The organism is Pseudomonas purpurea (assembly GCF_039908635.1).
Lineage (GTDB): Bacteria > Pseudomonadota > Gammaproteobacteria > Pseudomonadales > Pseudomonadaceae > Aquipseudomonas > Aquipseudomonas purpurea.
Genome location: NZ_CP150918.1, coordinates 932,130 through 952,459, shown reverse-complemented (window position 1 = coordinate 952,459; position 20,330 = coordinate 932,130). Strand labels below are relative to the sequence as shown.

Sequence of the window (20,330 nt, the reverse complement as noted above, 5' to 3'; positions counted from 1 at the left end):
GCTAATGCTCACGGGGCGAAATACGAAAATCCTATCGCCCCGCAAAAAAACCTCGATTTACTCACTACGGCCGCAGTAGCCCCAAGCCAGCATGTATTGCTCGCGGGAACTGCCACGGGAAGAGTCCGGCTTGATCATCTGGACCTTGTCGAATTTCTGACGAGCGTCCTTCACGTAAGCATCAAACCCTTCGCCCTGAAACACCTTGATCACGAAATTACCACCCGGCTTGAGTATCCGAGCCGCCAGATCAAGAGCCAGCTCACATAGAAACATGGCTTTTGGCATGTCCACCTCAGGCGTACCACTCATATTGGGGGCCATATCGGAAATCACAAGGTCCACCTGCGAATTACCCACGGCTTCAAGGATCTGAGCGAGCACCTCGTCCTGGGTGAAGTCACCCTGGATGAAAGTCACGTCCGGAATGCTGTCCATTTCCAGGATGTCCGAGGCGATCAGACGCCCCTGACCACCGATCAGCCGACTAGTGACCTGCGACCAGCCGCCGGGCGCCGCTCCCAGGTCGACAACGCTCATGCCCGGACGGATCAGCTTGTATTTCTCCTGGACCTCCAGAAGCTTGTAACTCGCACGCGAGCGGTAACCATCCTTCTGCGCCTGCTTCACATATGGATCATTGACATGTCTTTTCAGCCAACCAAGGCTTGTCTTGGAACGCGCCATTGGGCACCTCGATGATAAGGGTCGTGATTAATTGGGCGGATCCACGAACCCTCGGGTAAAATGGCCGCCATTTTACAGAATCCAGACTAAAGGGTCAGATTATGCCGCTCACTCAAGAGCAGAAGAAACAGTACAAATCCATTGGCCACCATCTGAAACCAGTTTTGACTGTGGCTGACAACGGTTTGACTGAAGGTGTGTTAGCCGAACTTGAACGCGCTTTGGCGGATCACGAGCTGATTAAAATCAAGCTCAACATCCTCGATCGCGAGTCGCGCCTGGCGAACATTGCAGAACTGTGCAAGGCCGGCAAAGCGGACCTGGTTCAGGTCATCGGCAAGATGGCACTGATTTACCGCAAGAACTTCAGCGTCAACAAGCAGCTGTCGAACGTCCATCGCTTCAAGTGATGGCAAGGGTCAAGGGTGTGCTTCGCGCACCCTGCCACTCCATCCTGGCACCGGTTGCAACACCAGCAGCAACCCGGAAAAACCCAGCACAAGATAGCTGAACACCAACCAATGCTCCGCATCAGGCCAGCCAATACGCACCACGAAGTACATCGCGCTCGCGCATGACGCCATCAACAGCAGTTGCCCGCGTACATCGCGCCATAGACTGACAAGGCCCTTGGCCTGAACCAGCACCAAAACCTGAAAAAATACGCACGCCGCCGAGAACCCTACCAGCAGCGCATTCAGCATGCTTGAAATTTCTTCGATCAGCAGCGGCGCCAGACCAATCTGGTCCAGCACCGGCAGCAGACCAATGTGCAACAACCACAAGCCGCCAACCCATAACATCTGGGCCAGTTGCCACAGCATGGCGCCCGCACGTAGCGGACGCCGCTGCCTGTCAGATGTGGCGGACTTCGACAATCTCGTACTCGATAACGCCGCCAGGCGTTTTGACGGCAACCACATCGCCCTCTTCCTTGGCGATCAAAGCACGCGCCAAAGGTGAGCCGACCGAAATCTTGCCGAGTTTGAAGTCAGCTTCATCCTCGCCAACGATGTGGTAAGTGACGCGTTCGTCCGTCTCGACGTTGGCGATTTCGACTGTAGTGCCAAAAATCACTTTGCCGGAGTGAGGAATGGTCGTGACGTCGATGATGACCGCATTCTGCATGCGCCCTTCGATGTCACGGATCCGCGCCTCGACCATACCTTGCTGCTCGCGAGCAGCATGGTATTCAGCGTTTTCTTTCAAGTCACCCAACTCGCGGGCCGTACCGATGTCCTGGCTCAGCTTCGGACGGACGACCTTGGTCAGGTGAGCGTGTTCTTCCTCCAGGGCGCGAGCGCCCTGGACAGTCATGGGGTATTTGATCATGCCTTCAATCCTGCGTGTAGATCCTGCAAGCGACGCACGGTCTTTTCCGGACCGAACTTGAGCGCTTCGCAGATAGCTTCGCCAGCAGCAATGGTGGTGGTGCAGTAAATCTTGTGCTGCAAGGCATTACGACGAATGGAGTACGAGTCGGCGATCGACTGACGACCTTCAGTGGTGTTGATGATCAGCGTGACTTCGTCATTCTTGATCATGTCGACCACGTGCGGACGACCCTCGGTCACCTTGTTCACGCGACGCACTTTCAGGCCTGCGGCTTCGATCAGCTTGGCAGTACCGGCAGTGGCAACCACTTCGAAGCCCAAGTTGATCAGATCGCGGGCCACGCCTGCAACCAGTGGTTTGTCGTCGTCACGCACACTGATGAACGCAGTACCGCCGGTCGGCAGCAGTTCGCTGGCACCCATCTGGGCTTTGGCAAACGCTTCACCGAAGGTATCACCCACGCCCATCACTTCACCGGTGGACTTCATCTCAGGGCCGAGGATCGGGTCAACGCCAGGGAATTTGGCGAACGGGAACACCGCCTCTTTCACGCTGTAGAAGTTTGGAATGATTTCCTTGGTGAAACCGATTTCCTTCAGGGTTTTACCGGCCATGACGCGAGCCGCGATCATTGCCAGGGAAACACCGATGCACTTGGACACGAACGGTACGGTTCGGGAAGCGCGCGGGTTGACTTCGATGACGTAGATGTCTTCGCCTTGCAGCGCCAACTGAACGTTCATCAGGCCGACCACACCCAGTTCCAGGGCCATTTTCTTGACCTGCTCGCGCATCTCGTCCTGGATATGCCCAGGCAGCGAGTACGGCGGCAAGGAGCATGCGGAGTCACCGGAGTGAACGCCGGCCCTGCTCGATGTGCTGCATGATCGCGCCGATCACCACGTCGGTGCCGTCGCAAACTGCGTCGACGTCCATTTCGATGGCGCAGTTAAGGAAGTGGTCCAGCAGCACCGGGCTGTCGTTGGACACTTGAACCGCTTCACGCAGGTAGCGCTTGAGTTCTTCTTCTTCGTAGACGATTTCCATCGCACGGCCGCCCAGCACATAGGACGGACGCACCACCAGCGGGTAACCGATCTTGCCAGCAGCGCGAATCGCTTCGTCTTCGCTGCGCACGGTAGCGTTTGGCGGCTGGCGCAGGTTCAGGCGCTCAACCATTTGCTGGAAACGCTCACGGTCTTCGGCACGGTCGATGGCATCAGGGCTGGTGCCGATGATCGGCACGCCAGCCGCTTCAAGAGCGCGGGCCAGTTTCAGCGGAGTCTGGCCGCCGTACTGGACGATCACGCCTTTTGGCTTCTCGACGCGGACGATTTCCAGCACGTCTTCCAGGGTCACTGGTTCGAAGTACAGGCGATCGGAGGTGTCGTAGTCGGTGGACACGGTTTCCGGGTTGCAGTTGACCATGATGGTCTCGTAACCGTCTTCGCGCAGGGCCAGTGCCGCGTGTACGCAGCAGTAGTCGAACTCGATGCCCTGGCCGATACGGTTTGGACCGCCGCCCAGAATCATGATCTTGTCGCGACCCGACGGCGCGGCTTCGCACTCTTCTTCATACGTCGAGTACAGGTACGCGGTGTCGGTGGCGAACTCGGCCGCGCAGGTGTCAACACGCTTGTAGACCGGGAAAATTTCCAGCTTGTGGCGGTGGGCACGCAAGCTCTTCTCGGTCACACCCAGCAGCTTGGCCAGACGCTGATCGGAGAAGCCTTTGCGCTTGAGGCGGAACATCATGTCGCGGTCGATGCTGGCCATGCCCAGCGTCTTGACCTTCTCTTCTTCCTTGATCAGATCTTCGATCTGCACCAGGAACCAGGGATCGATCATGTTCATGCCGAAAATATCTTCGACGGTCATGCCAGCACGGAAAGCGTCAGCCACGTACCAGATACGCTCGGCGCCCGGCACGGTCAGCTCGCGCTTGAGCACACTCATGCTTTCCGGGTTGCTCAGGTCGAGCTTCGGGTCCAGGCCGCAAACGCCCACTTCCAGACCGCGCAAGGCTTTCTGCAGGGATTCCTGGAACGTCCGGCCGATGGCCATGACTTCACCCACCGACTTCATCTGAGTGGTCAGGCGAGCGTCAGCCTTGGCGAACTTCTCGAAAGCAAAGCGTGGCAGCTTGGTCACAACGTAGTCGATGGACGGCTCGAAGGACGCCGGAGTCTTGCCGCCGGTGATGTCGTTCGACAGCTCGTCGAGGGTGTAACCCACCGCCAGCTTGGCCGCGACCTTGGCAATCGGGAAACCGGTGGCTTTCGAGGCCAGCGCCGAGGAACGGGACACGCGCGGGTTCATCTCGATGACTACCATGCGGCCCGTGTCCGGGCAAATGCCGAACTGGACGTTGGAGCCACCGGTTTCCACGCCGATCTCGCGCAGTACCGCCAGGGAGGCGTTACGCAGGATCTGGTATTCCTTGTCGGTCAGGGTCTGCGCCGGAGCCACGGTGATCGAGTCACCGGTGTGCACGCCCATCGGGTCGAAGTTTTCGATCGAGCAAACGATGATGCAGTTGTCCTTCTTATCGCGGACAACCTCCATTTCGTACTCTTTCCAGCCGATCAGCGATTCGTCGATCAGCAGCTCTTTGGTCGGCGACAGGTCCAGACCACGGGCGCAGATTTCTTCGAACTCTTCACGGTTGTAAGCGATACCGCCACCGGTGCCGCCCATGGTGAAGGACGGACGAATGATGCACGGGAAGCCCAGCTTCTCGAGGACCGCGTTGGCCTCTTCCATGCTGTGGGCGATACCGGAGCGCGGGCAGTCCAGGCCGATGGATTTCATCGCCTTGTCGAAACGCGAACGGTCTTCAGCCTTGTCGATGGTGTCGGCATTGGCGCCGATCATCTCTACGCCGAACTTCTCCAGAACGCCTTCGCGCTCCAGGTCCAGGGCGCAGTTCAGAGCGGTCTGGCCGCCCATGGTCGGCAGCAGCGCGTCCGGGCGCTCTTTCTCGATGATCTTGGCAACGGTCTGCCACTTGATCGGCTCGATGTAAGTGGCGTCGGCCATGGCCGGGTCGGTCATGATGGTCGCTGGGTTGGAGTTCACCAGGATGACGCGGTAACCCTCCTCGCGCAGGGCTTTGCAAGCCTGGGCGCCGGAGTAGTCGAATTCGCAGGCCTGGCCGATCACGATCGGGCCAGCGCCGAGAATCAGGATGCTTTTTATGTCTGTACGTTTTGGCATGGGTACTCACTCAAATCCGCAGGTCCGACGGCAATCCCTAGGGAAAGGCCGCCTTGAACAATCGTTGAAGTACCTGAAGGGGCCGCCGGTTTCCGGGGCCGCCCTCAGGCGACTTCTCTACATCAAGACGAGCAGTTAGCGTCGCTTGGCCATCTCGTTGATGAAGCGGTCGAACAGTGGCGCTACATCGTTCGGACCCGGGCTGGCTTCAGGGTGACCCTGGAAGCTGAACGCGCTCTTGTCGGTACGCTCGATGCCTTGCAGGGTGCCGTCGAACAGCGATTTGTGGATCGCACGCACGTTGGCTGGCAGGGTCGCTTCGTCTACCGCAAAACCGTGGTTCTGGCTGGTGATCATCACGACACCGGTGTCCAGATCCTGGACCGGGTGGTTGGCACCGTGGTGGCCGTGGCCCATTTTCAGGGTCTTGGCGCCCGAGGCCAGGGCCAGCAGTTGGTGACCAAGGCAGATGCCGAACACCGGGATTTCGGTTTCAAGGATGTCCTTGATCGCCTGGATCGCGTAGTCGCAAGGCTCCGGATCACCCGGGCCGTTGGACAGGAACACGCCGTCCGGCTTGAGTGCCAGAACTTCGCTGGCCGGGGTTTGCGCCGGCACCACAGTTACGCGGCAGCCACGCTCGACCAGCATGCGCAGGATGTTCAGCTTGACGCCGTAGTCGAAGGCCACCACGTGATGCGGCAGTTCGCCGGCATCGATGGTCGCGTGACTGTCGGTTTTCAGGTCCCAGACCGTCGAGCGCCACTCGTACTTCTCTTTGGTGCTGACGACTTTCGCCAGATCCATGCCCTTCAGGCCCGGGAAGCCACGCGCGGCGGCAATCGCCGCTTCGTCGGAGATGTTGTCGCCTGCCATGATGCAGCCGTTCTGCGCGCCTTTCTCACGCAGGATGCGCGTCAGGCGGCGAGTGTCGATACCGGCGATGGCCACAACGTTGTTGGCTTTCAGGTAATCGGACAGGGACATCGTGTTACGCCAGTTGCTCGCAACCAGGGGCAGGTCACGAATCACCAGGCCCGCAGACCAGACGCGGTCAGACTCGGCATCTTGCGGCGTGGTGCCGGTATTGCCGATGTGCGGGTAAGTCAGGGTAACGATCTGTTGGGCGTAGGAAGGATCGGTAAGGATTTCCTGATAGCCGGTCATGGCGGTGTTGAACACCACCTCACCAACGGTTTGACCGTCGGCTCCAATGGCTTCGCCGCGAAAAATGCTGCCATCAGCAAGGGCGAGTATGGCTGGCTTAGTCAAGAAGACCTCCCGTAAATAAAGCCTGAAGGGGCGATCGCAGGTTGCAAAAAAGCGGAGTGACGTATGGACACGTCACCCCGCTTCTTCATCGAATTATCTGCGCGCTTTTAGTGGACACACTAAAGCTATAGCTTACAGAAAAAGGCTTTTTTGGTCCACCGCTAAAGAGCCTTAAAGGCAGGGGAATGCGACAGGACGTCGCCTAGCGGTTAAAAACAGGGCTCAAACCTGAGCTCAAACCCTGTTTTCGGCACATCTCAATGCAGGTCGAGCACGTCCTGCATGTCATACAAGCCAGGCTCACGCCCCTCGAGCCACAGCGCGGCACGCACTGCGCCCTTGGCGAAGGTCATGCGGCCGGACGCCTTGTGCGTGATCTCTAGTCGCTCACCCTCACAGGCGAACAGCACCGTATGATCACCGACCACATCACCACCGCGAACGGTCGCAAAACCAATGGTTTCGCGCTCGCGCACACCGGTATGGCCTTCACGCCCATAGACCGCAACCTTTTGCAGGTCACGATCCAGCGCACTGGCGATCACTTCGCCCATGCGCAGCGCCGTACCTGAAGGTGCGTCAATCTTGTTGCGATGATGAGCCTCGATGATTTCGACATCCGCATCATCGCCCAGCACGCGAGCCGCCATATCGAGCAGCTTCAGCGACAGGTTCACACCGACACTGAAGTTGGCCGCGAACACAATCGCAATGTCCTTGCCCGCCTCGGCCAGCAGCTGCTTCTGCGCGACGTCCAAGCCTGTGGTGCCGATCACCATGGCTTTGCCTGCCTTACGGCAGAACGCCAGGTTTTTCAGCATGACCTCAGGGAGCGTGAAGTCGATCAGCACATCGAACTCATCCGCCACCGCATCCAGATTACCGGACAGCGGAACACCGATACGCCCCAGCGAGGCCAGCTCACCGGCATCCACGCCGATCAGCGTGCTGCCAGGGCGCACGATGGCCGCTGTCAGACCAGTAAGAGGCGCGCGTTGCTGCACCGCCTCGATGAGGATCTTGCCCATGCGCCCGGCAGCGCCCATCACCGCGATACGTCGCATACCTGGCTCCTTACAGATCGCCGAAGAAACGCTTCACGCCTTCGAACCAACCTGTGGTTTTCGGCGAGTGGCTGTTGTCGTCTGCCAGGGAACTGCGGAATTCTTCCAGCAACTCACGCTGACGGCGCCCCAGATTAACCGGCGTTTCGACGGCCACACGGCACATCAAGTCGCCCGCACCACCGCCACGCACCGGCGCAACGCCTTTGCCACGCACCCGGAACTGCTTGCCGGTTTGCGTGCCTTCAGGAATCTTCAATTTGACCCGACCATCAAGAGTCGGAATCTCCAGCTCGCCACCCAATGCAGCATCGACAAAGCTGATCGGCACTTCGCAGAACAGGTGTTTGCCGTCACGCTGGAAGATCGCGTGCTCGCGCACGTTGATCACCACATACAGGTCGCCAGTCGGCCCACCCTGAGAGCCCGCCTCGCCTTCGCCAGACAAGCGGATGCGGTCGCCCGTATCAACACCGGCCGGCACTTTCACCGACAGGGTCTTGTACTCTTCGACGCGACCTTCGCCGTTGCAGGAGTTGCACGGATCGGAAATGATCTTGCCCTGGCCATGACAACGCGGGCAGGTTTGCTGCACCGAGAAGAAACCTTGCTGCATGCGCACCTGACCGATGCCGCCGCAGGTCGGGCATGTAACTGGCGCGGAGCCCTTCTTGGCACCCGAACCGTCGCACGGCTTGCAGTTGACCAGCGTTGGAACGCGGATATTCACGGTCGTGCCGCGCACCGCCTCTTCCAGGTTCAGCTCCAGCGTGTAGCGCAAATCGCTGCCGCGCTGCGCGCCGCCACGGGAACCGCCGCGACCGCCGCCGAAGAAATCACTGAACACGTCACCGAAGATGTCGGAGAAGTTCTGACCGCCAAAACCGGCACCGCCGCCACCCATGCTTGGGTCGACACCCGCGTGACCGTACTGGTCGTACGCTGCGCGCTTGCTGGAATCGGACAGTACTTCGTAGGCCTCGTTGGCCTCTTTGAATTTTTCTTCCGACGCTTTGTCGTCGGGATTACGGTCCGGGTGGTGCTTCATCGCCAGACGACGGTAGGCCTTTTTCAGGTCCGCCTCGCTCGTGCCACGCTCAACACCCAACACTTCGTAATAGTCACGCTTTGCCATAAGTCTTTGCACTCTTAAGGACGTCCGGCAAACCTCTCCTGAGCTTCGCCAAACTCGTTGAGCCCCAATACAGGCCCGGACCCAACTCACGTCAATTCAACGATCCTGGTCTTTGATTCGATTTGGTACTTTCGGCTCGAAAAGCAGGAGCATCCTCGGCCATACCAACAGCGTGCGAGCGTTGTCGCACCCTGTAAAAATTCGCTTACTCCAGACACGCCAACGCGGGAGCAAGCTCCCGCGCGGCGACATCCTACCAGTCACCGCCCAAAGGCAGTCAACCGGCCGACCAACAACTTACTTGTGGTCTTTAACTTCTTCGAACTCGGCATCAACTACGTCGTCAGCCTTTTCAGCCGATTCAGCGTGCGGTGCCGCGCCTTCAGCTGGCTGAGCCTGTTCGGCGTACATTTTCTGTGCCACTGGAGCAGAGACTTTCGACAGCTCTTCGACCTTGGCTTCGATGGCAGCCTTGTCGTCGCCTTTGACGGCGGCTTCCAGGGCAACCACGGCAGCTTCGATTGCAGTCTTCTCTTCAGCAGTCACTTTGTCGCCAGCGTCAGCGATCATTTTGCGCGTCGAGTGAACCAGGGCGTCGCCTTGGTTACGGGCGCTGGCCAGCTCTTCGAACTTGCGGTCTTCGTCAGCGTTGGTTTCAGCATCGCGAATCATCTGCTGAATTTCTTCCTCGGACAGACCGGAGTTGGCCTTGATCACGATCGACTGAGTCTTGCCGGTAGCCTTGTCTTTGGCGCCTACGTGCAGAATGCCGTTGGCGTCGATGTCGAAGGTCACTTCAATTTGTGGCACGCCACGTGGTGCTGGTGGAATCTCGGCCAGGTCGAACTTGCCCAGGGACTTGTTCTGAGCCGCTTGCTTACGCTCACCTTGCAGCACGTGAATGGTCACTGCGCCCTGGTTGTCGTCGGCCGTCGAGAACACTTGCGATTTCTTGGTAGGAATCGTGGTGTTTTTCTCGATCAGCGCGGTCATCACGCCGCCCATGGTTTCGATACCCAGGGTCAGCGGGCTGACGTCGAGCAGCAGAACGTCTTTCACGTCACCGGCCAGTACCGCGCCCTGGATAGCAGCACCCATGGCAACTGCTTCGTCCGGGTTCACGTCTTTACGTGCTTCTTTACCGAAGAACTCGGTCACCAGCTTCTGAACCAGTGGCATACGGGTCTGACCGCCGACCAGGATCACGTCGTTGATCGCGCCAACTTCGATGCCCGAGTCTTTCAGAGCGATGCGGCAAGGCTCGATGGTGCGTTGAACCAGGTCTTCAACCAGCGCTTCCAGCTTGGCGCGGGAGATTTTCACGTTCAAGTGCTTAGGACCGGTCGCGTCTGCAGTGATGTACGGCAGGTTAACGTCGGTCTGCAGGCTCGAAGACAGCTCGATCTTGGCTTTTTCAGCGGCTTCTTTCAGGCGCTGCATCGCCAGCGGGTCACCTTTGAGGTTCATGCCGCTTTCTTTCTTGAATTCGTCAACGAGGTAGTCGATCAGACGAATGTCAAAGTCTTCGCCGCCCAGGAACGTGTCACCGTTGGTGGCCAACACTTCGAACTGGTGCTCACCGTCAACTTCGGCGATTTCGATAACCGATACGTCGAAAGTACCGCCACCCAGGTCATAAACGATCACGGTGTGATCGCCCTTGGCCTTGTCCATACCGTAAGCCAGAGCGGCTGCGGTTGGTTCGTTGATGATACGTTTTACGTCCAGGCCAGCAATACGGCCGGCGTCTTTAGTCGCCTGACGCTGACTGTCGTTGAAGTAGGCAGGAACGGTGATCACCGCTTCGGTCACTGCTTCGCCGAGGTAGTCTTCGGCGGTTTTCTTCATTTTTTTCAGGATTTCAGCCGAGATCTGTGGCGGCGACATTTTCTGGCCGTTCACTTCAACCCAGGCGTCGGCGTTGTCAGCCTTGACGATCTTGTAAGGGACCATCTGAATGTCTTTCTGAACCACTTCTTCTTCGAAGCGACGACCGATCAAACGCTTCACCGCGTACAGGGTGTTGTGCGGATTGGTCACTGCCTGACGCTTGGCCGACTGGCCAACCAGGATTTCGCCATCGTTGGCGTAGGCAACGATCGACGGCGTGGTGCGCGCGCCTTCGGCGTTTTCGATAACTTTTACGTTGCCGTTTTCAAGAATGGAGACGCAGGAGTTGGTAGTCCCCAGGTCGATACCGATAATTTTGCCCATGTTCACTCTCCCGAAACTTTGGATTTGGTTGCCGCAGCAGTGGTGGCTAACTGCGGTAGCACTTAAACGCTTGACTTATAAATGGGGGCCTTGCGGCGGATTTCAAGCCTGCTCGTCAATCGAAGGCGAAACCGGCGCTGGCGCCTTGCTGACCACGACCATGGCCGGGCGCAGCAGGCGACCGTTGAGCACGTAGCCCTTCTGGAACACCTTCAGCACGCTGTTGGGTTCCATGTCGGCACTTTCCTGCATCGCCATGGCCTGGTGATGCTCGGCGTTGAACGGCTCGCCTTCCGGATCGATCGCTTCCAACTGATAACGTTTCAGAGTGTCCTGGAACATTTTCAGGGTCAGCTCGATGCCTTCACGCATCGGGCGAATGCTTTCGTCGTCCGGGTTGGACAATTCCAGGCCACGCTCCAGGCTGTCGATGATCGGCAGCAGGTCGCCGGCAAATTTTTCCAGCGCGAATTTGTGAGCTTTCTCTACATCCTGCTCGGCGCGACGGCGGACGTTCTGCAGATCGGCGGCAACACGCAAAGCCTGATCCTGAGCGCCAGCCAGTTGCTCTTCGAGCACTTGTACACGAGCCACCAGGTCTTCACCCGATGCTTGGGGAGCCTGATTGGCGTCTAGATTTTGCGTATCCAGCGTCTGTTCGTCAGCCATAGATTTCTCCTTTCAAAATCGTGCGCGAACTCGACTCGCGCTTCTGCCCCGGTATATGGGGCCGCAATTTTCAGGTTCAAGGGCTGAAGTCGTGGTACGCGTGATTAACCTTACAAAAATGCGTGAGATAGCATTCTGCTTCGCAATAAGAAAACCCGACTCTCAAGCAAATCGAGCTAAACGTGGGCATTGTCAGCCAGAAACAAAACACTGTATAAATAACCAGACCTAAAGCCTGGGAGCGGCCTCTATGCTGGTGCACCTGTCCGTACATAACTACGCCATCGTTGAACATCTCGATCTGGAACTTGATCGCGGGATGAGCGTGATCACAGGGGAAACCGGCGCCGGCAAGTCGATCATGCTCGACGCCCTGGGCCTGACCCTCGGCGACCGCGCCGACAGCGGCGTCGTGCGCCCGGGCGCCGACAAGGCCGATATCCTGGCCACCTTCGACCTTGCCGACATTCCCGAAGCCAGCGCATGGCTGGCCGAACGCGACCTGGAAAGCGAAGGGCCGTGCATCCTGCGCCGGGTCATCACCGCCGAAGGTCGCTCACGCGGCTATATCAATGGCAGCCCCTGCCCCCTTGGCGACCTGAAAGCCCTCGGCGAACTGCTGATTGATATCCACAGCCAGCACGAGCACCAATCCCTGCTCAAAACCGACACCCACCGCCGCCTGCTCGACGAGTTCGCAGGCGCCACGGACCTCGCCCGCCAGGTGCAACTGGCCGCCCAACGCTGGCGCCAGACCCGCCAGGAACTGGAACGGCTCTCCAACTCCGGCGACGAACAACGCGCGCGCCACCAGTTGCTCAGCTATCAACTCGAAGAACTGGAAAACCTAGGCCTCGGCGAAAACGAGCTGGAACACCTGGAGCAGGAACACAAGAACCTGACTAACGCTGAAACCTTGCTGGGCATTTGCCGCCAAGTGGTCGAGCAATGCAGCGAGAGTGATTCGGGCAATGTCCTGAATGCCCTGACCGCCAGCCTCAATCGCCTGTCGAGCGTCAATAACTCGGTGGTCGCACTGGGCGAGGCGACCAACCTGCTGACCAGCGCACAGATCCAGGTTGAAGAAGCGGTCGGCGAACTCAACCGCTTCCTCGATAACTTCGACGCCGACCCGGCACGCCTCCAGCAACTGGAAGAACGCCTCGACGCGATCTACACCCTGGCACGCAAACACCGGATTCAACCCACGGACGTCGCGGAACTCCAACAGCGACTGCTGGACGAAATTGAAACACTCAATGCCAACGACGAGTCCATCGAGCGACTGAGCGAAGAACTGGGCGCATACGCCCGGCACTATCAGGAAAAAGCCCGAGAGCTCAGCGATCTGCGCCATCAGGCGTCCACCCGCCTGGCCAGCGCCGTCGAACAGGAAATCCAGCGCCTGGGCATGCCCGGTGGTCGCTTCACCATCGAATTGCGCCCCAACAGCAGCACCGAACTACTGCCCAATGGCCTGGAACAGGTGGAATTGCTGGTCAGTGCCAACCCCGGACAACCGCTCAAAGCGCTGGCCAAGGTCGCGTCAGGTGGCGAACTGTCACGGATCAGCCTCGCGATCCAGGTCATTACCGCGCAAACCTCACGAGTACCGACGCTGGTATTTGACGAAGTGGACGTGGGTATCGGCGGCCCGACGGCTGAAATTGTCGGCCAACTGCTGCGCCGCCTGGGCGAGCGCGGCCAAGTGCTGACGGTCACCCACTTGCCGCAAGTGGCGTCCCAGGGTCATCAACATCTATTTGTGCACAAGGTTCGCGGCCACGACGCGACGCACACAGCCGTGTCGAAGCTGAGCAAAAACGAGCGGATAGAAGAAGTGGCCCGGATGCTGGGCGGAATCGACCTGACCAAGGAGTCCTTGGCTCACGCAAAGAAAATGGTCGTAACGGCAAAGATCTGATCAACAGCAGAAAGCACGAAGGCGACCCTTGGGTCGCCTTCGTTCGTTTCGCGGACTTGAGTCCGCGCGACATGCTTACTTTTTCTTGCGTACGTACAGCACAAGATTGTGATCCACCATCTCGTAGCCGTGCTTCTCGACGATCGCCTTCTGAAGCTTTTCGATTTCTTCGTCGAAGAATTCGATCACTTCGCCAGACTCCACGTTGACCATATGGTCGTGGTGGCCGCCATCAGCCAGTTCGAAGACCGCGTGGCCGCCGTCGAAGTTGTGGCGGACCACAAGGCCAGCCGCTTCGAATTGAGTCAGAACACGGTAAACCGTGGCCAGACCGACATCCTCGCCCGCTTCCATCAACGCCTTGTAAACATCCTCGGCGCTCATGTGACGTTGCTCGGTGGAATCGAGCATTTGCAGAATTTTGACCCGTGGCAGGGTCACTTTGAGGCCGGCTTTGCGTAGTTCGCTATTTTCAACCATGGTCAGCTTTCTCGCGATGCTGCTTCGCAGCTTCTCTTAATGCGGGTATGATCGGCGTTTACGTTGTCCCAGCCAAGATAGTGGAAGTCGCCCACCGATGCAAAACACCAAGCTCTTGCTAACCAGTTTCACCTTCGTGGGACTGCTCGCACTCGCCGGTTGTTCATTCCCCGGGGTTTACAAAATCGACATCCAGCAGGGCAATGTCGTCACGCAGGACATGATAGACCAGTTACGCCCGGGAATGACCCGTCGGCAAGTACGGTTTATTATGGGCAACCCCCTGCTGACCGACACGTTCCATGCCGATCGCTGGGATTATTTGTATAGCCTGCAGCCAGGCGGCGGTGAGCGCCAACAGGAACGCGTCAGCGTTATCTTCAACGCCAACGACCAACTCGTCAGCCTGTCGGGCGATTTCATGCCTGGCGTGAGCCGCGACGAAGCCATTCTCGGCAAGGACAGCGCCACGACCGTGACCGCTCCCGCTGAAAACGTCGAGAAGCCGAAACCAGAGAAACCGGTCAAGCCGGGCTCCCTGCTGGATCAGATCCAGAAAGACGTGGACGGCGTAAAAGCCGTTCCGGTGCCAACACCAGAACCGTTGGACACCTCGCCGCAATAAATGGCGACACAACAAAAAGCCCGGCATGTCCGGGCTTTTTGTTGTCTGTGCTTCAGGAAATCTATTGATCCCGCGCCTTGGCCTCGGCTGCGGCCTTAGCCGCTCGCAATCGACGCACTTCCTTGGGGTCGGCCAGCAGAGGCCGGTAAATTTCGATCCGGTCCCCGGCCAACACTTCACGCTGCTGCGGATCAGCGATGACCTTGCCGAAGATTCCAACCGGACAACTCGCCAGATCAAGCTCCGGGAACCGCTCGCCAATCCCCGACCTCAACAAAGCCGTTCGTATTGTCGAGCCGACCGGCACCGCCACCGTGAGTAGCTCCTGACGGTCGACGGCGGCATACACCACCTCGACATCAATCAACGACTCAACCATACAACTGCTTGGCACGCTGACAGAAAGCATCGACCAGCGTGTTGGCTGCCTGGTTGAACAACGGCCCCAGGGTTGCCCGAACAATCGGCCCCGCGTAATCGAACGACAGATCGAGGCTGATCTTGCAGGCCTTCTCTCCCAGCGACTTGAACGTCCAGACGCCGTGCAATTGATTGAACGGCCCTTCCTCAAGGTTCATCTCGATCGAATGCCCCGGCACCAGCGTGTTACGCGTGACGAAATGCTGGCTTAAACCGGCCTTTGCGACACCGACACTGGCACGCATATGCACATCGGAGCTTTCCAGCACCTCGGCCGACGAGCACCACGGCAGAAACTCCGGGTAGTGCGCCACATCATTGACCAGGTCATAGAGCGCCTGCGCCGGGTACGGCAACAGGGCCGAACGTTGAATGTGAGTCGTCATGTCAGCGTCACTTCCACAGCTGGGCGGCAAACACTACAAGAATGCCGATGGGCGCCACATAGCGCATCAAGAACAAGGTCAGGGCAAACAGCACAGGGCTGCGGATCGACAGCTCATCGCGCACCGTTTCACGCCCCATGACCCAACCGGCAAACACCACGAAGCACAAACCGCCCAGCGGCAGCATGATTCGCGAGGTAAAGAAGTCGATTACACCGAAGAAATCCAGACCATGCTCCGCCCCCCACTGGTAGAGGTGAAAAACCCCGCCGTCGTTCACGAAAAACTTGGCCTGCTTCCAGATATTGAAAGAGAACACAGTACCCAGGCCCACGAACCAGCAACTGAACGCCAGCCAGAATGTGACCCAACCGCGACGGATCCTGGTCCGCTCAACCAGGTAAGCCACCATCGGCTCAAGCAACGAAATCGCCGAACTCCAGGCGGCAATCGCCACCAGCACGAAGAAAACCACCCCCATCAATTGACCGAAGGCCACGTTACCAAAGGCAAATGGCAGGCTGACGAACATCAGCCCTGGCCCTTCGCTTGGGTTCAGGCCGGCGGCGAACACAATTGGAAACAACGCCAGGCCGGCCAGCAACGACACGAACGTATCGAGCAGCGCTACACCGACAATAGTCCCGGAGATCGACGAGTTCTTCGGCATGTAAGCGCCATAGATCATGATCGAACCAACGCCCACGCTCAGGGAGAAGAACGCATGGCCCATGGCCGGTAGCAAGCCGTCGAGCACCTTCGACGAGTCGAAGTCGAACATGAAATGCACGCCGTCCATGAAATGCCCGGTGGTCAGGCTGTAACCCAGCAGAATCACCAGCATCACGAACAGCATGGGCATCATGATCCGCAGGCTGCGCTCAAGTCCGGCCACCACGCCTTTGGCAATGACGACCGCCGAGAGCAGCATGAAAATGGTGTGCCACAACGTCAGCCGCCATGGATCGGAGATGACCCCGTTGAAGTACGCGCCAACCTGATCCGCCGTGACGCCCTGGAAGTCTCCACGGCCCATGTCGATGATGTAGTCGAGCGACCAGCCGCCCACCACACTATAAAAAGACAGGATCAGCAGCGCCGTGATCATCCCGGCAAACGCGCCCCAGGACCACTTCGCCGAATGTCCGGCTTCCAGCGCCAGCACCTTCAAGGCATTTGCCGGACTTTGCCGCGCACGACGTCCGATCAGGGTTTCGGCCAACATCACCGGCACGCCGATCAGCGCGATACAGGCCAGAAACACCAGCACGAACGCGCCGCCGCCATAGACGCCGACCATGTAGGGGAATTTCCAGATACTACCCAGGCCCACGGCCGAACCGGTCGCAGCGAGTATGAAGACCCAGCGGCTAGCCCAACTGCCGTGGACAGAAACCTTGTCTGTCGACATCGTTATCACGCCCAAGCGTTCAAAAAAGAGGGCGCATTGTCCGGGATTCACTCAATGCGCTCAAGCACGCAGGTTCACCGTAGCCGACTCGCGTGCAACTGCCTATAATGCCGCCCCTATGGCTAAACAGAAGAAACACCCTACAGGGACCATCGCGCAGAATAAAAAGGCGCGACACGATTACTTCATCGAACACCGGTTCGAGGCTGGTCTGGTCCTGGCCGGCTGGGAAGTAAAAAGTCTGCGGGCAAGCAAGCTGCAACTGGTTGACAGTTACGTGCTGCTCAAGGATGGCGAAGCCTGGCTGCTCGGCAGCCACATTACGCCGCTGATGACCGCCAGCACCCACGTCATCGCTGATCCGACCCGCACCCGAAAATTGCTGCTCAACCGGCGCGAGCTGGAAAAGCTGGCCGCAGCCGTGCAGCAAAAAGGTTATGCCTGCGTGTGCCTGTCCTGGTACTGGAGCAAGCACATGGTCAAGTGCGAGATCGCTTTGGGCAAGGGCAAGAAGGAATACGACAAGCGTGATACCGAGCGCGAACGCGACGCCGGCCGCGAGCTGCAGCGCGCCGTGCGGAACAAGGGCAAGGAAGAGTAATTCTTTCGGCCTGATCGCGGCTTTTGTGGCGAGGGCGCTTGCTCCCGCTCGGCTGCGAAGCAGTCATAAACGATCTGCTTAACGGTGCTGACCCGGGGGGCCGCTTCGCGCCCCAGCGGGAGCAAGCTCCCTCGCCACAGTAAACTGACTACATCCCCTTGCGTCGCTCCGCCCGAGCCATGCGCTGCACTTCCTGACGCACTTCCTCGAGCACTTCCTGCACATACAAAATGTGTCGGCTGGAAACTTCCCGCGCCTGCTCCGCATGCCCCTCGATAATTGCCTGATACAAATCCCGGTGCTGACTGATCAGCATGTCGCGGGTTTCGGTGCGCTGTTTGTACATGCCGCCGATGTTGGTCACCACGTTGCGCTTGAGCAGATCAAACAGCCCGCGAATGGTGTGCAGCAACACCGCGTTGTGACTGGCTTCAGCAATGGCCAGGTGGAATTTCGCATCTGCCGCACCCTCTTCCGCCCGGCTCACTTCGTCATGACGCGTATAGCAGTCCTGCAACTCTTCAAATGCCGAGGTCAAGCGCTCGCGATCAACATCGGTCGCCCGCAGCGCGGCGTAATAAGCGCAGGAGGCTTCCAGGGTATGACGGAACTCCAACAGATCGCGCTGGGCTTCAGGGTTACTTTCCAACAGCTGCAACAACGGATCGCTGAACGTTGAACCCAGGGATTCGACCACGTAATTGCCGCCGCCCTGGCGACTGACCAGCAACCCTTTGGCCGCCAGTTTCTGAATCGCCTCGCGCAACGAAGGACGGGACACGCCGAACTGCTCGGCCAATGCCCGCTCCGCCGGCAAGCGCTCACCGGACTTCAGCGTGCCCTCGAGAATCATCCCCTCGAGCTGCTCGACAATATCGTCAGACAAACGGCGCTGACGAATCTGATCAAACCCCATAACTCATTTCTCCACGATCCCGACAGCTCGCCGGGCTCTCTATTCTGGCCTATTGCCGCCGCGCCAGCACCTACCAGACAGCGATTGATCAAACAGATCAGATGCCCTCTGCGCCGCTCATTCAACAAAATTTCCAGAGCGACAAATTGACACACCACGCTTAAGGCTTTTAACCTAGCCGACAGCGATTGTAAATTGGTATTACCAATTATCCAAAAACGCTGACAGTGCCTGACCAACAACAATTAGGGGCCACCCCATATGCAAACCTGGCAACAGCTTTACAGCCCACTCGGCAGCCTTGGCTTATCCGCGCTCGCGGCCGTTATCCCCATCGTATTTTTCTTCCTGGCCTTGGCCGTGTTCCGCCTCAAAGGACACGTCGCCGGGAGCATTACCCTGGCGCTGTCGATCCTGGTGGCGATCTTTGCCTTCAAGATGCCGGTCGACATGGCGTTTGCCGCCGCAGGTTATGGCTTTGCCTACGGACTGTGGCCGATTGCCTGGATCATCGTCGCCGCCGTATTCCTCTACAAACTGACGGTCAAGAGCGGCCAGTTCGAAGTGATCCGCAGCTCGGTGCTGTCGATCACCGACGACCAGCGCCTGCAAGTGCTGCTGATCGGTTTCTGCTTCGGCGCCTTCCTGGAAGGTGCTGCCGGTTTCGGCGCCCCCGTGGCGATCACCGCCGCGCTGCTGGTTGGTCTTGGTTTCAACCCGCTGTACGCCGCAGGCCTGTGCCTGATCGCCAACACCGCCCCGGTGGCATTCGGCGCCCTGGGGATTCCGATCATCGTGGCCGGCCAGGTGACGGGCATCGACGCGTTCAAGATCGGCGCCATGACCGGCCGCCAACTGCCGCTGTTGTCGCTGTTCGTGCCGTTCTGGCTGGTGTTCATGATGGATGGCCTGCGCGGCGTGCGCGAAACCTGGCCCGCTGCACTGGTGGCCGGCCTGAGCTTTGCCATCACCCAATACTTCACCTCGAACTTCATTGGCCCGGAACTGCCGGACATCACCTCGGCCCTGGCCAGCCTGGTGTCCCTGACCTTGTTCCTGAAAGTCTGGCAGCCAAAACGGACCGCAGGCGCGCAGATTGCCGGCGTCACCTCGGACACCGTCGTCACCGCCAGCGTCGGTGGCTTTGGCCAGAAGCGCACCACCGTCGCTTCGCCGTACAGCTTTGGCGCAATCCTCAAAGCCTGGTCACCGTTCCTGATCCTCACCGTGCTGGTGACCATCTGGACCCTGAAACCCTTCAAGGCAATGTTCGCCGCTGGCGGCTCGATGTATGGCTGGGTGTTCAACTTCGCGATCCCGCACCTGGATCAAATGGTGATCAAGGTAGCGCCGATCGTGACTAACCCGACCGCCATTCCAGCCGTGTTCAAGCTCGATCCGATTTCGGCGACCGGCACGGCGATTTTCTTCTCCGCACTGATCTCGATGCTGGTGTTGAAGATCAATTTCAAAATTGGTCTGACCACTTTGAAAGAAACCTTCTTTGAGCTGCGCTGGCCTATTCTGTCGATCGGCATGGTGCTGGCCTTCGCCTTCGTCACCAACTATTCGGGCATGTCGTCGACCATGGCGCTGGTACTGGCCGCCACGGGGGCAGCCTTCCCGTTCTTCTCGCCATTCCTCGGCTGGCTTGGCGTATTCCTGACCGGCTCCGACACCTCATCCAATGCGCTGTTCAGTTCGCTGCAAGCGACCACCGCGCACCAGATCGGCGTCAGTGACGTATTGCTGGTCGCCGCCAACACCAGCGGTGGCGTGACCGGCAAAATGATTTCGCCACAGTCGATTGCCGTGGCCTGCGCAGCGACCGGCCTGGTGGGCAAGGAATCCGACCTGTTCCGCTTCACCCTCAAGCACAGCCTATTCTTTGCCACGATTGTCGGCCTGATTACGCTGGCCCAGGGCCTACTGGTTCACCGGCATGCTGGTGCACTAGTTCCACAAGCAACACAGA

Annotated in this window: 17 protein-coding genes and 2 pseudogenes; 5 read left to right on the top strand and 14 right to left on the bottom strand. The window is 58.7% G+C overall.

The features are described from left to right. Window positions 1–57 precede the first annotated feature (57 nt). The gene (gene rlmE, locus AABM54_RS04270) at window positions 58–687 is read right to left on the bottom strand and encodes a 23S rRNA (uridine(2552)-2'-O)-methyltransferase RlmE (RefSeq protein WP_347904004.1); all 630 of its coding nucleotides are present in this window, start codon (window positions 685–687) and stop codon (window positions 58–60) included. A gap of 101 nt (window positions 688–788) precedes the next feature. Here rlmE and AABM54_RS04265 point away from each other — a divergent pair, with 101 nt between their 5' ends. Beyond that, window positions 789–1,097 (top strand): YhbY family RNA-binding protein, encoded by a 309-nt coding sequence (locus tag AABM54_RS04265; RefSeq protein WP_347904002.1) that lies wholly within the window; start codon window positions 789–791, stop codon window positions 1,095–1,097. 9 nt (window positions 1,098–1,106) lie between these two features. Here the strand turns inward: AABM54_RS04265 and AABM54_RS04260 are convergent, their stop codons facing one another. From AABM54_RS04260 to grpE, 8 genes and pseudogenes are all read right to left on the bottom strand, one after another. Continuing rightward, window positions 1,107–1,511: an MFS transporter gene (locus AABM54_RS04260; RefSeq protein ID WP_347904001.1), complete on the bottom strand. Its 405-nt coding sequence runs from the start codon at window positions 1,509–1,511 to the stop codon at window positions 1,107–1,109. A gap of 31 nt (window positions 1,512–1,542) precedes the next feature. Continuing rightward, window positions 1,543–2,019, bottom strand: coding sequence for a transcription elongation factor GreA (gene greA / locus AABM54_RS04255; protein ID WP_347903999.1), 477 nt, complete (start codon window positions 2,017–2,019; stop codon window positions 1,543–1,545). Continuing rightward, window positions 2,016–5,238, bottom strand: a pseudogene (gene carB, locus AABM54_RS04250) (carbamoyl-phosphate synthase large subunit). Before carB ends, greA begins: the two are co-directional and overlap by 4 nt. 135 nt (window positions 5,239–5,373) lie before the next feature. Then, on the bottom strand, window positions 5,374–6,510 hold the full coding sequence (carA, locus tag AABM54_RS04245) for a glutamine-hydrolyzing carbamoyl-phosphate synthase small subunit (RefSeq protein ID WP_347903997.1): 1,137 nt from the start codon (window positions 6,508–6,510) through the stop codon (window positions 5,374–5,376). 257 nt (window positions 6,511–6,767) lie between these two features. Then, a complete protein-coding gene (gene dapB / locus AABM54_RS04240; protein ID WP_347903995.1) occupies window positions 6,768–7,574 on the bottom strand; it encodes a 4-hydroxy-tetrahydrodipicolinate reductase in 807 nt (268 codons plus the stop codon). Between the two features lie 10 nt (window positions 7,575–7,584). Beyond that, the gene (gene dnaJ, locus AABM54_RS04235) at window positions 7,585–8,709 is read right to left on the bottom strand and encodes a molecular chaperone DnaJ (protein WP_347903993.1); all 1,125 of its coding nucleotides are present in this window, start codon (window positions 8,707–8,709) and stop codon (window positions 7,585–7,587) included. Window positions 8,710–9,006: 297 nt separating this feature from the next. After that, entirely contained in the window at window positions 9,007–10,923 is a 1,917-nt protein-coding gene (gene dnaK / locus AABM54_RS04230) for a molecular chaperone DnaK (RefSeq protein WP_347903992.1), read from the bottom strand. Between the two features lie 102 nt (window positions 10,924–11,025). After that, window positions 11,026–11,592, bottom strand: coding sequence for a nucleotide exchange factor GrpE (gene grpE, locus AABM54_RS04225; protein WP_095169477.1), 567 nt, complete (start codon window positions 11,590–11,592; stop codon window positions 11,026–11,028). Between the two features lie 250 nt (window positions 11,593–11,842). Here grpE and recN point away from each other — a divergent pair, with 250 nt between their 5' ends. After that, window positions 11,843–13,516 (top strand): DNA repair protein RecN, encoded by a 1,674-nt coding sequence (gene recN, locus AABM54_RS04220; RefSeq protein WP_347903991.1) that lies wholly within the window; start codon window positions 11,843–11,845, stop codon window positions 13,514–13,516. A gap of 75 nt (window positions 13,517–13,591) precedes the next feature. On the opposite strand, the gene fur is transcribed toward recN, so the two are convergent. Continuing rightward, a complete protein-coding gene (gene fur / locus AABM54_RS04215; protein ID WP_064382593.1) occupies window positions 13,592–13,996 on the bottom strand; it encodes a ferric iron uptake transcriptional regulator in 405 nt (134 codons plus the stop codon). Window positions 13,997–14,093: 97 nt separating this feature from the next. On the opposite strand from fur, the gene AABM54_RS04210 reads away from it, so the two are divergent. Continuing rightward, window positions 14,094–14,621: an outer membrane protein assembly factor BamE gene (locus tag AABM54_RS04210; protein WP_347903988.1), complete on the top strand. Its 528-nt coding sequence runs from the start codon at window positions 14,094–14,096 to the stop codon at window positions 14,619–14,621. A 61-nt stretch (window positions 14,622–14,682) separates the two neighbouring features. On the opposite strand, the gene AABM54_RS04205 is transcribed toward AABM54_RS04210, so the two are convergent. From AABM54_RS04205 to AABM54_RS04195, 3 genes are read right to left on the bottom strand one after another with little or no spacing between them, the layout of a single operon-like run. Beyond that, window positions 14,683–15,000 (bottom strand): RnfH family protein, encoded by a 318-nt coding sequence (locus AABM54_RS04205; RefSeq protein WP_347903987.1) that lies wholly within the window; start codon window positions 14,998–15,000, stop codon window positions 14,683–14,685. Then, entirely contained in the window at window positions 14,993–15,427 is a 435-nt protein-coding gene (locus AABM54_RS04200; RefSeq protein WP_347903985.1) for a type II toxin-antitoxin system RatA family toxin, read from the bottom strand. The genes AABM54_RS04205 and AABM54_RS04200 overlap by 8 nt, the downstream gene beginning before the upstream one ends. Before the next feature lie 7 nt (window positions 15,428–15,434). Then, window positions 15,435–16,838, bottom strand: a complete 1,404-nt coding sequence (locus tag AABM54_RS04195; protein WP_347903984.1) for a sodium-dependent transporter — start codon at window positions 16,836–16,838, stop codon at window positions 15,435–15,437. Between the two features lie 118 nt (window positions 16,839–16,956). Here AABM54_RS04195 and smpB point away from each other — a divergent pair, with 118 nt between their 5' ends. After that, window positions 16,957–17,439, top strand: coding sequence for an SsrA-binding protein SmpB (gene smpB, locus AABM54_RS04190; protein ID WP_131060797.1), 483 nt, complete (start codon window positions 16,957–16,959; stop codon window positions 17,437–17,439). A 148-nt stretch (window positions 17,440–17,587) separates the two neighbouring features. On the opposite strand, the gene AABM54_RS04185 is transcribed toward smpB, so the two are convergent. After that, a complete protein-coding gene (locus AABM54_RS04185; protein ID WP_347903983.1) occupies window positions 17,588–18,355 on the bottom strand; it encodes an FCD domain-containing protein in 768 nt (255 codons plus the stop codon). A 261-nt stretch (window positions 18,356–18,616) separates the two neighbouring features. Between AABM54_RS04185 and AABM54_RS04180 the strand changes: the two are divergent. Beyond that, a pseudogene (locus AABM54_RS04180) lies at window positions 18,617–20,312 on the top strand (lactate permease LctP family transporter). Window positions 20,313–20,330 lie beyond the last annotated feature (18 nt).

Coding starts and splice junctions, on each gene's coding strand:
- rlmE (WP_347904004.1), bottom strand. CDS start 687: ATGGCGCGTTCCAAGACAAGCCTTGGTTGGCTGAAAAGACATGTCAAT.
- AABM54_RS04265 (WP_347904002.1), top strand. CDS start 789: ATGCCGCTCACTCAAGAGCAGAAGAAACAGTACAAATCCATTGGCCAC.
- AABM54_RS04260 (WP_347904001.1), bottom strand. CDS start 1,511: ATGCTGTGGCAACTGGCCCAGATGTTATGGGTTGGCGGCTTGTGGTTG.
- greA (WP_347903999.1), bottom strand. CDS start 2,019: ATGATCAAATACCCCATGACTGTCCAGGGCGCTCGCGCCCTGGAGGAA.
- dapB (WP_347903995.1), bottom strand. CDS start 7,574: ATGCGACGTATCGCGGTGATGGGCGCTGCCGGGCGCATGGGCAAGATC.
- dnaJ (WP_347903993.1), bottom strand. CDS start 8,709: ATGGCAAAGCGTGACTATTACGAAGTGTTGGGTGTTGAGCGTGGCACG.
- dnaK (WP_347903992.1), bottom strand. CDS start 10,923: ATGGGCAAAATTATCGGTATCGACCTGGGGACTACCAACTCCTGCGTC.
- grpE (WP_095169477.1), bottom strand. CDS start 11,592: ATGGCTGACGAACAGACGCTGGATACGCAAAATCTAGACGCCAATCAG.
- recN (WP_347903991.1), top strand. CDS start 11,843: ATGCTGGTGCACCTGTCCGTACATAACTACGCCATCGTTGAACATCTC.
- fur (WP_064382593.1), bottom strand. CDS start 13,996: ATGGTTGAAAATAGCGAACTACGCAAAGCCGGCCTCAAAGTGACCCTG.
- AABM54_RS04210 (WP_347903988.1), top strand. CDS start 14,094: ATGCAAAACACCAAGCTCTTGCTAACCAGTTTCACCTTCGTGGGACTG.
- AABM54_RS04205 (WP_347903987.1), bottom strand. CDS start 15,000: ATGGTTGAGTCGTTGATTGATGTCGAGGTGGTGTATGCCGCCGTCGAC.
- AABM54_RS04200 (WP_347903985.1), bottom strand. CDS start 15,427: ATGACGACTCACATTCAACGTTCGGCCCTGTTGCCGTACCCGGCGCAG.
- AABM54_RS04195 (WP_347903984.1), bottom strand. CDS start 16,838: ATGTCGACAGACAAGGTTTCTGTCCACGGCAGTTGGGCTAGCCGCTGG.
- smpB (WP_131060797.1), top strand. CDS start 16,957: ATGGCTAAACAGAAGAAACACCCTACAGGGACCATCGCGCAGAATAAA.
- AABM54_RS04185 (WP_347903983.1), bottom strand. CDS start 18,355: ATGGGGTTTGATCAGATTCGTCAGCGCCGTTTGTCTGACGATATTGTC.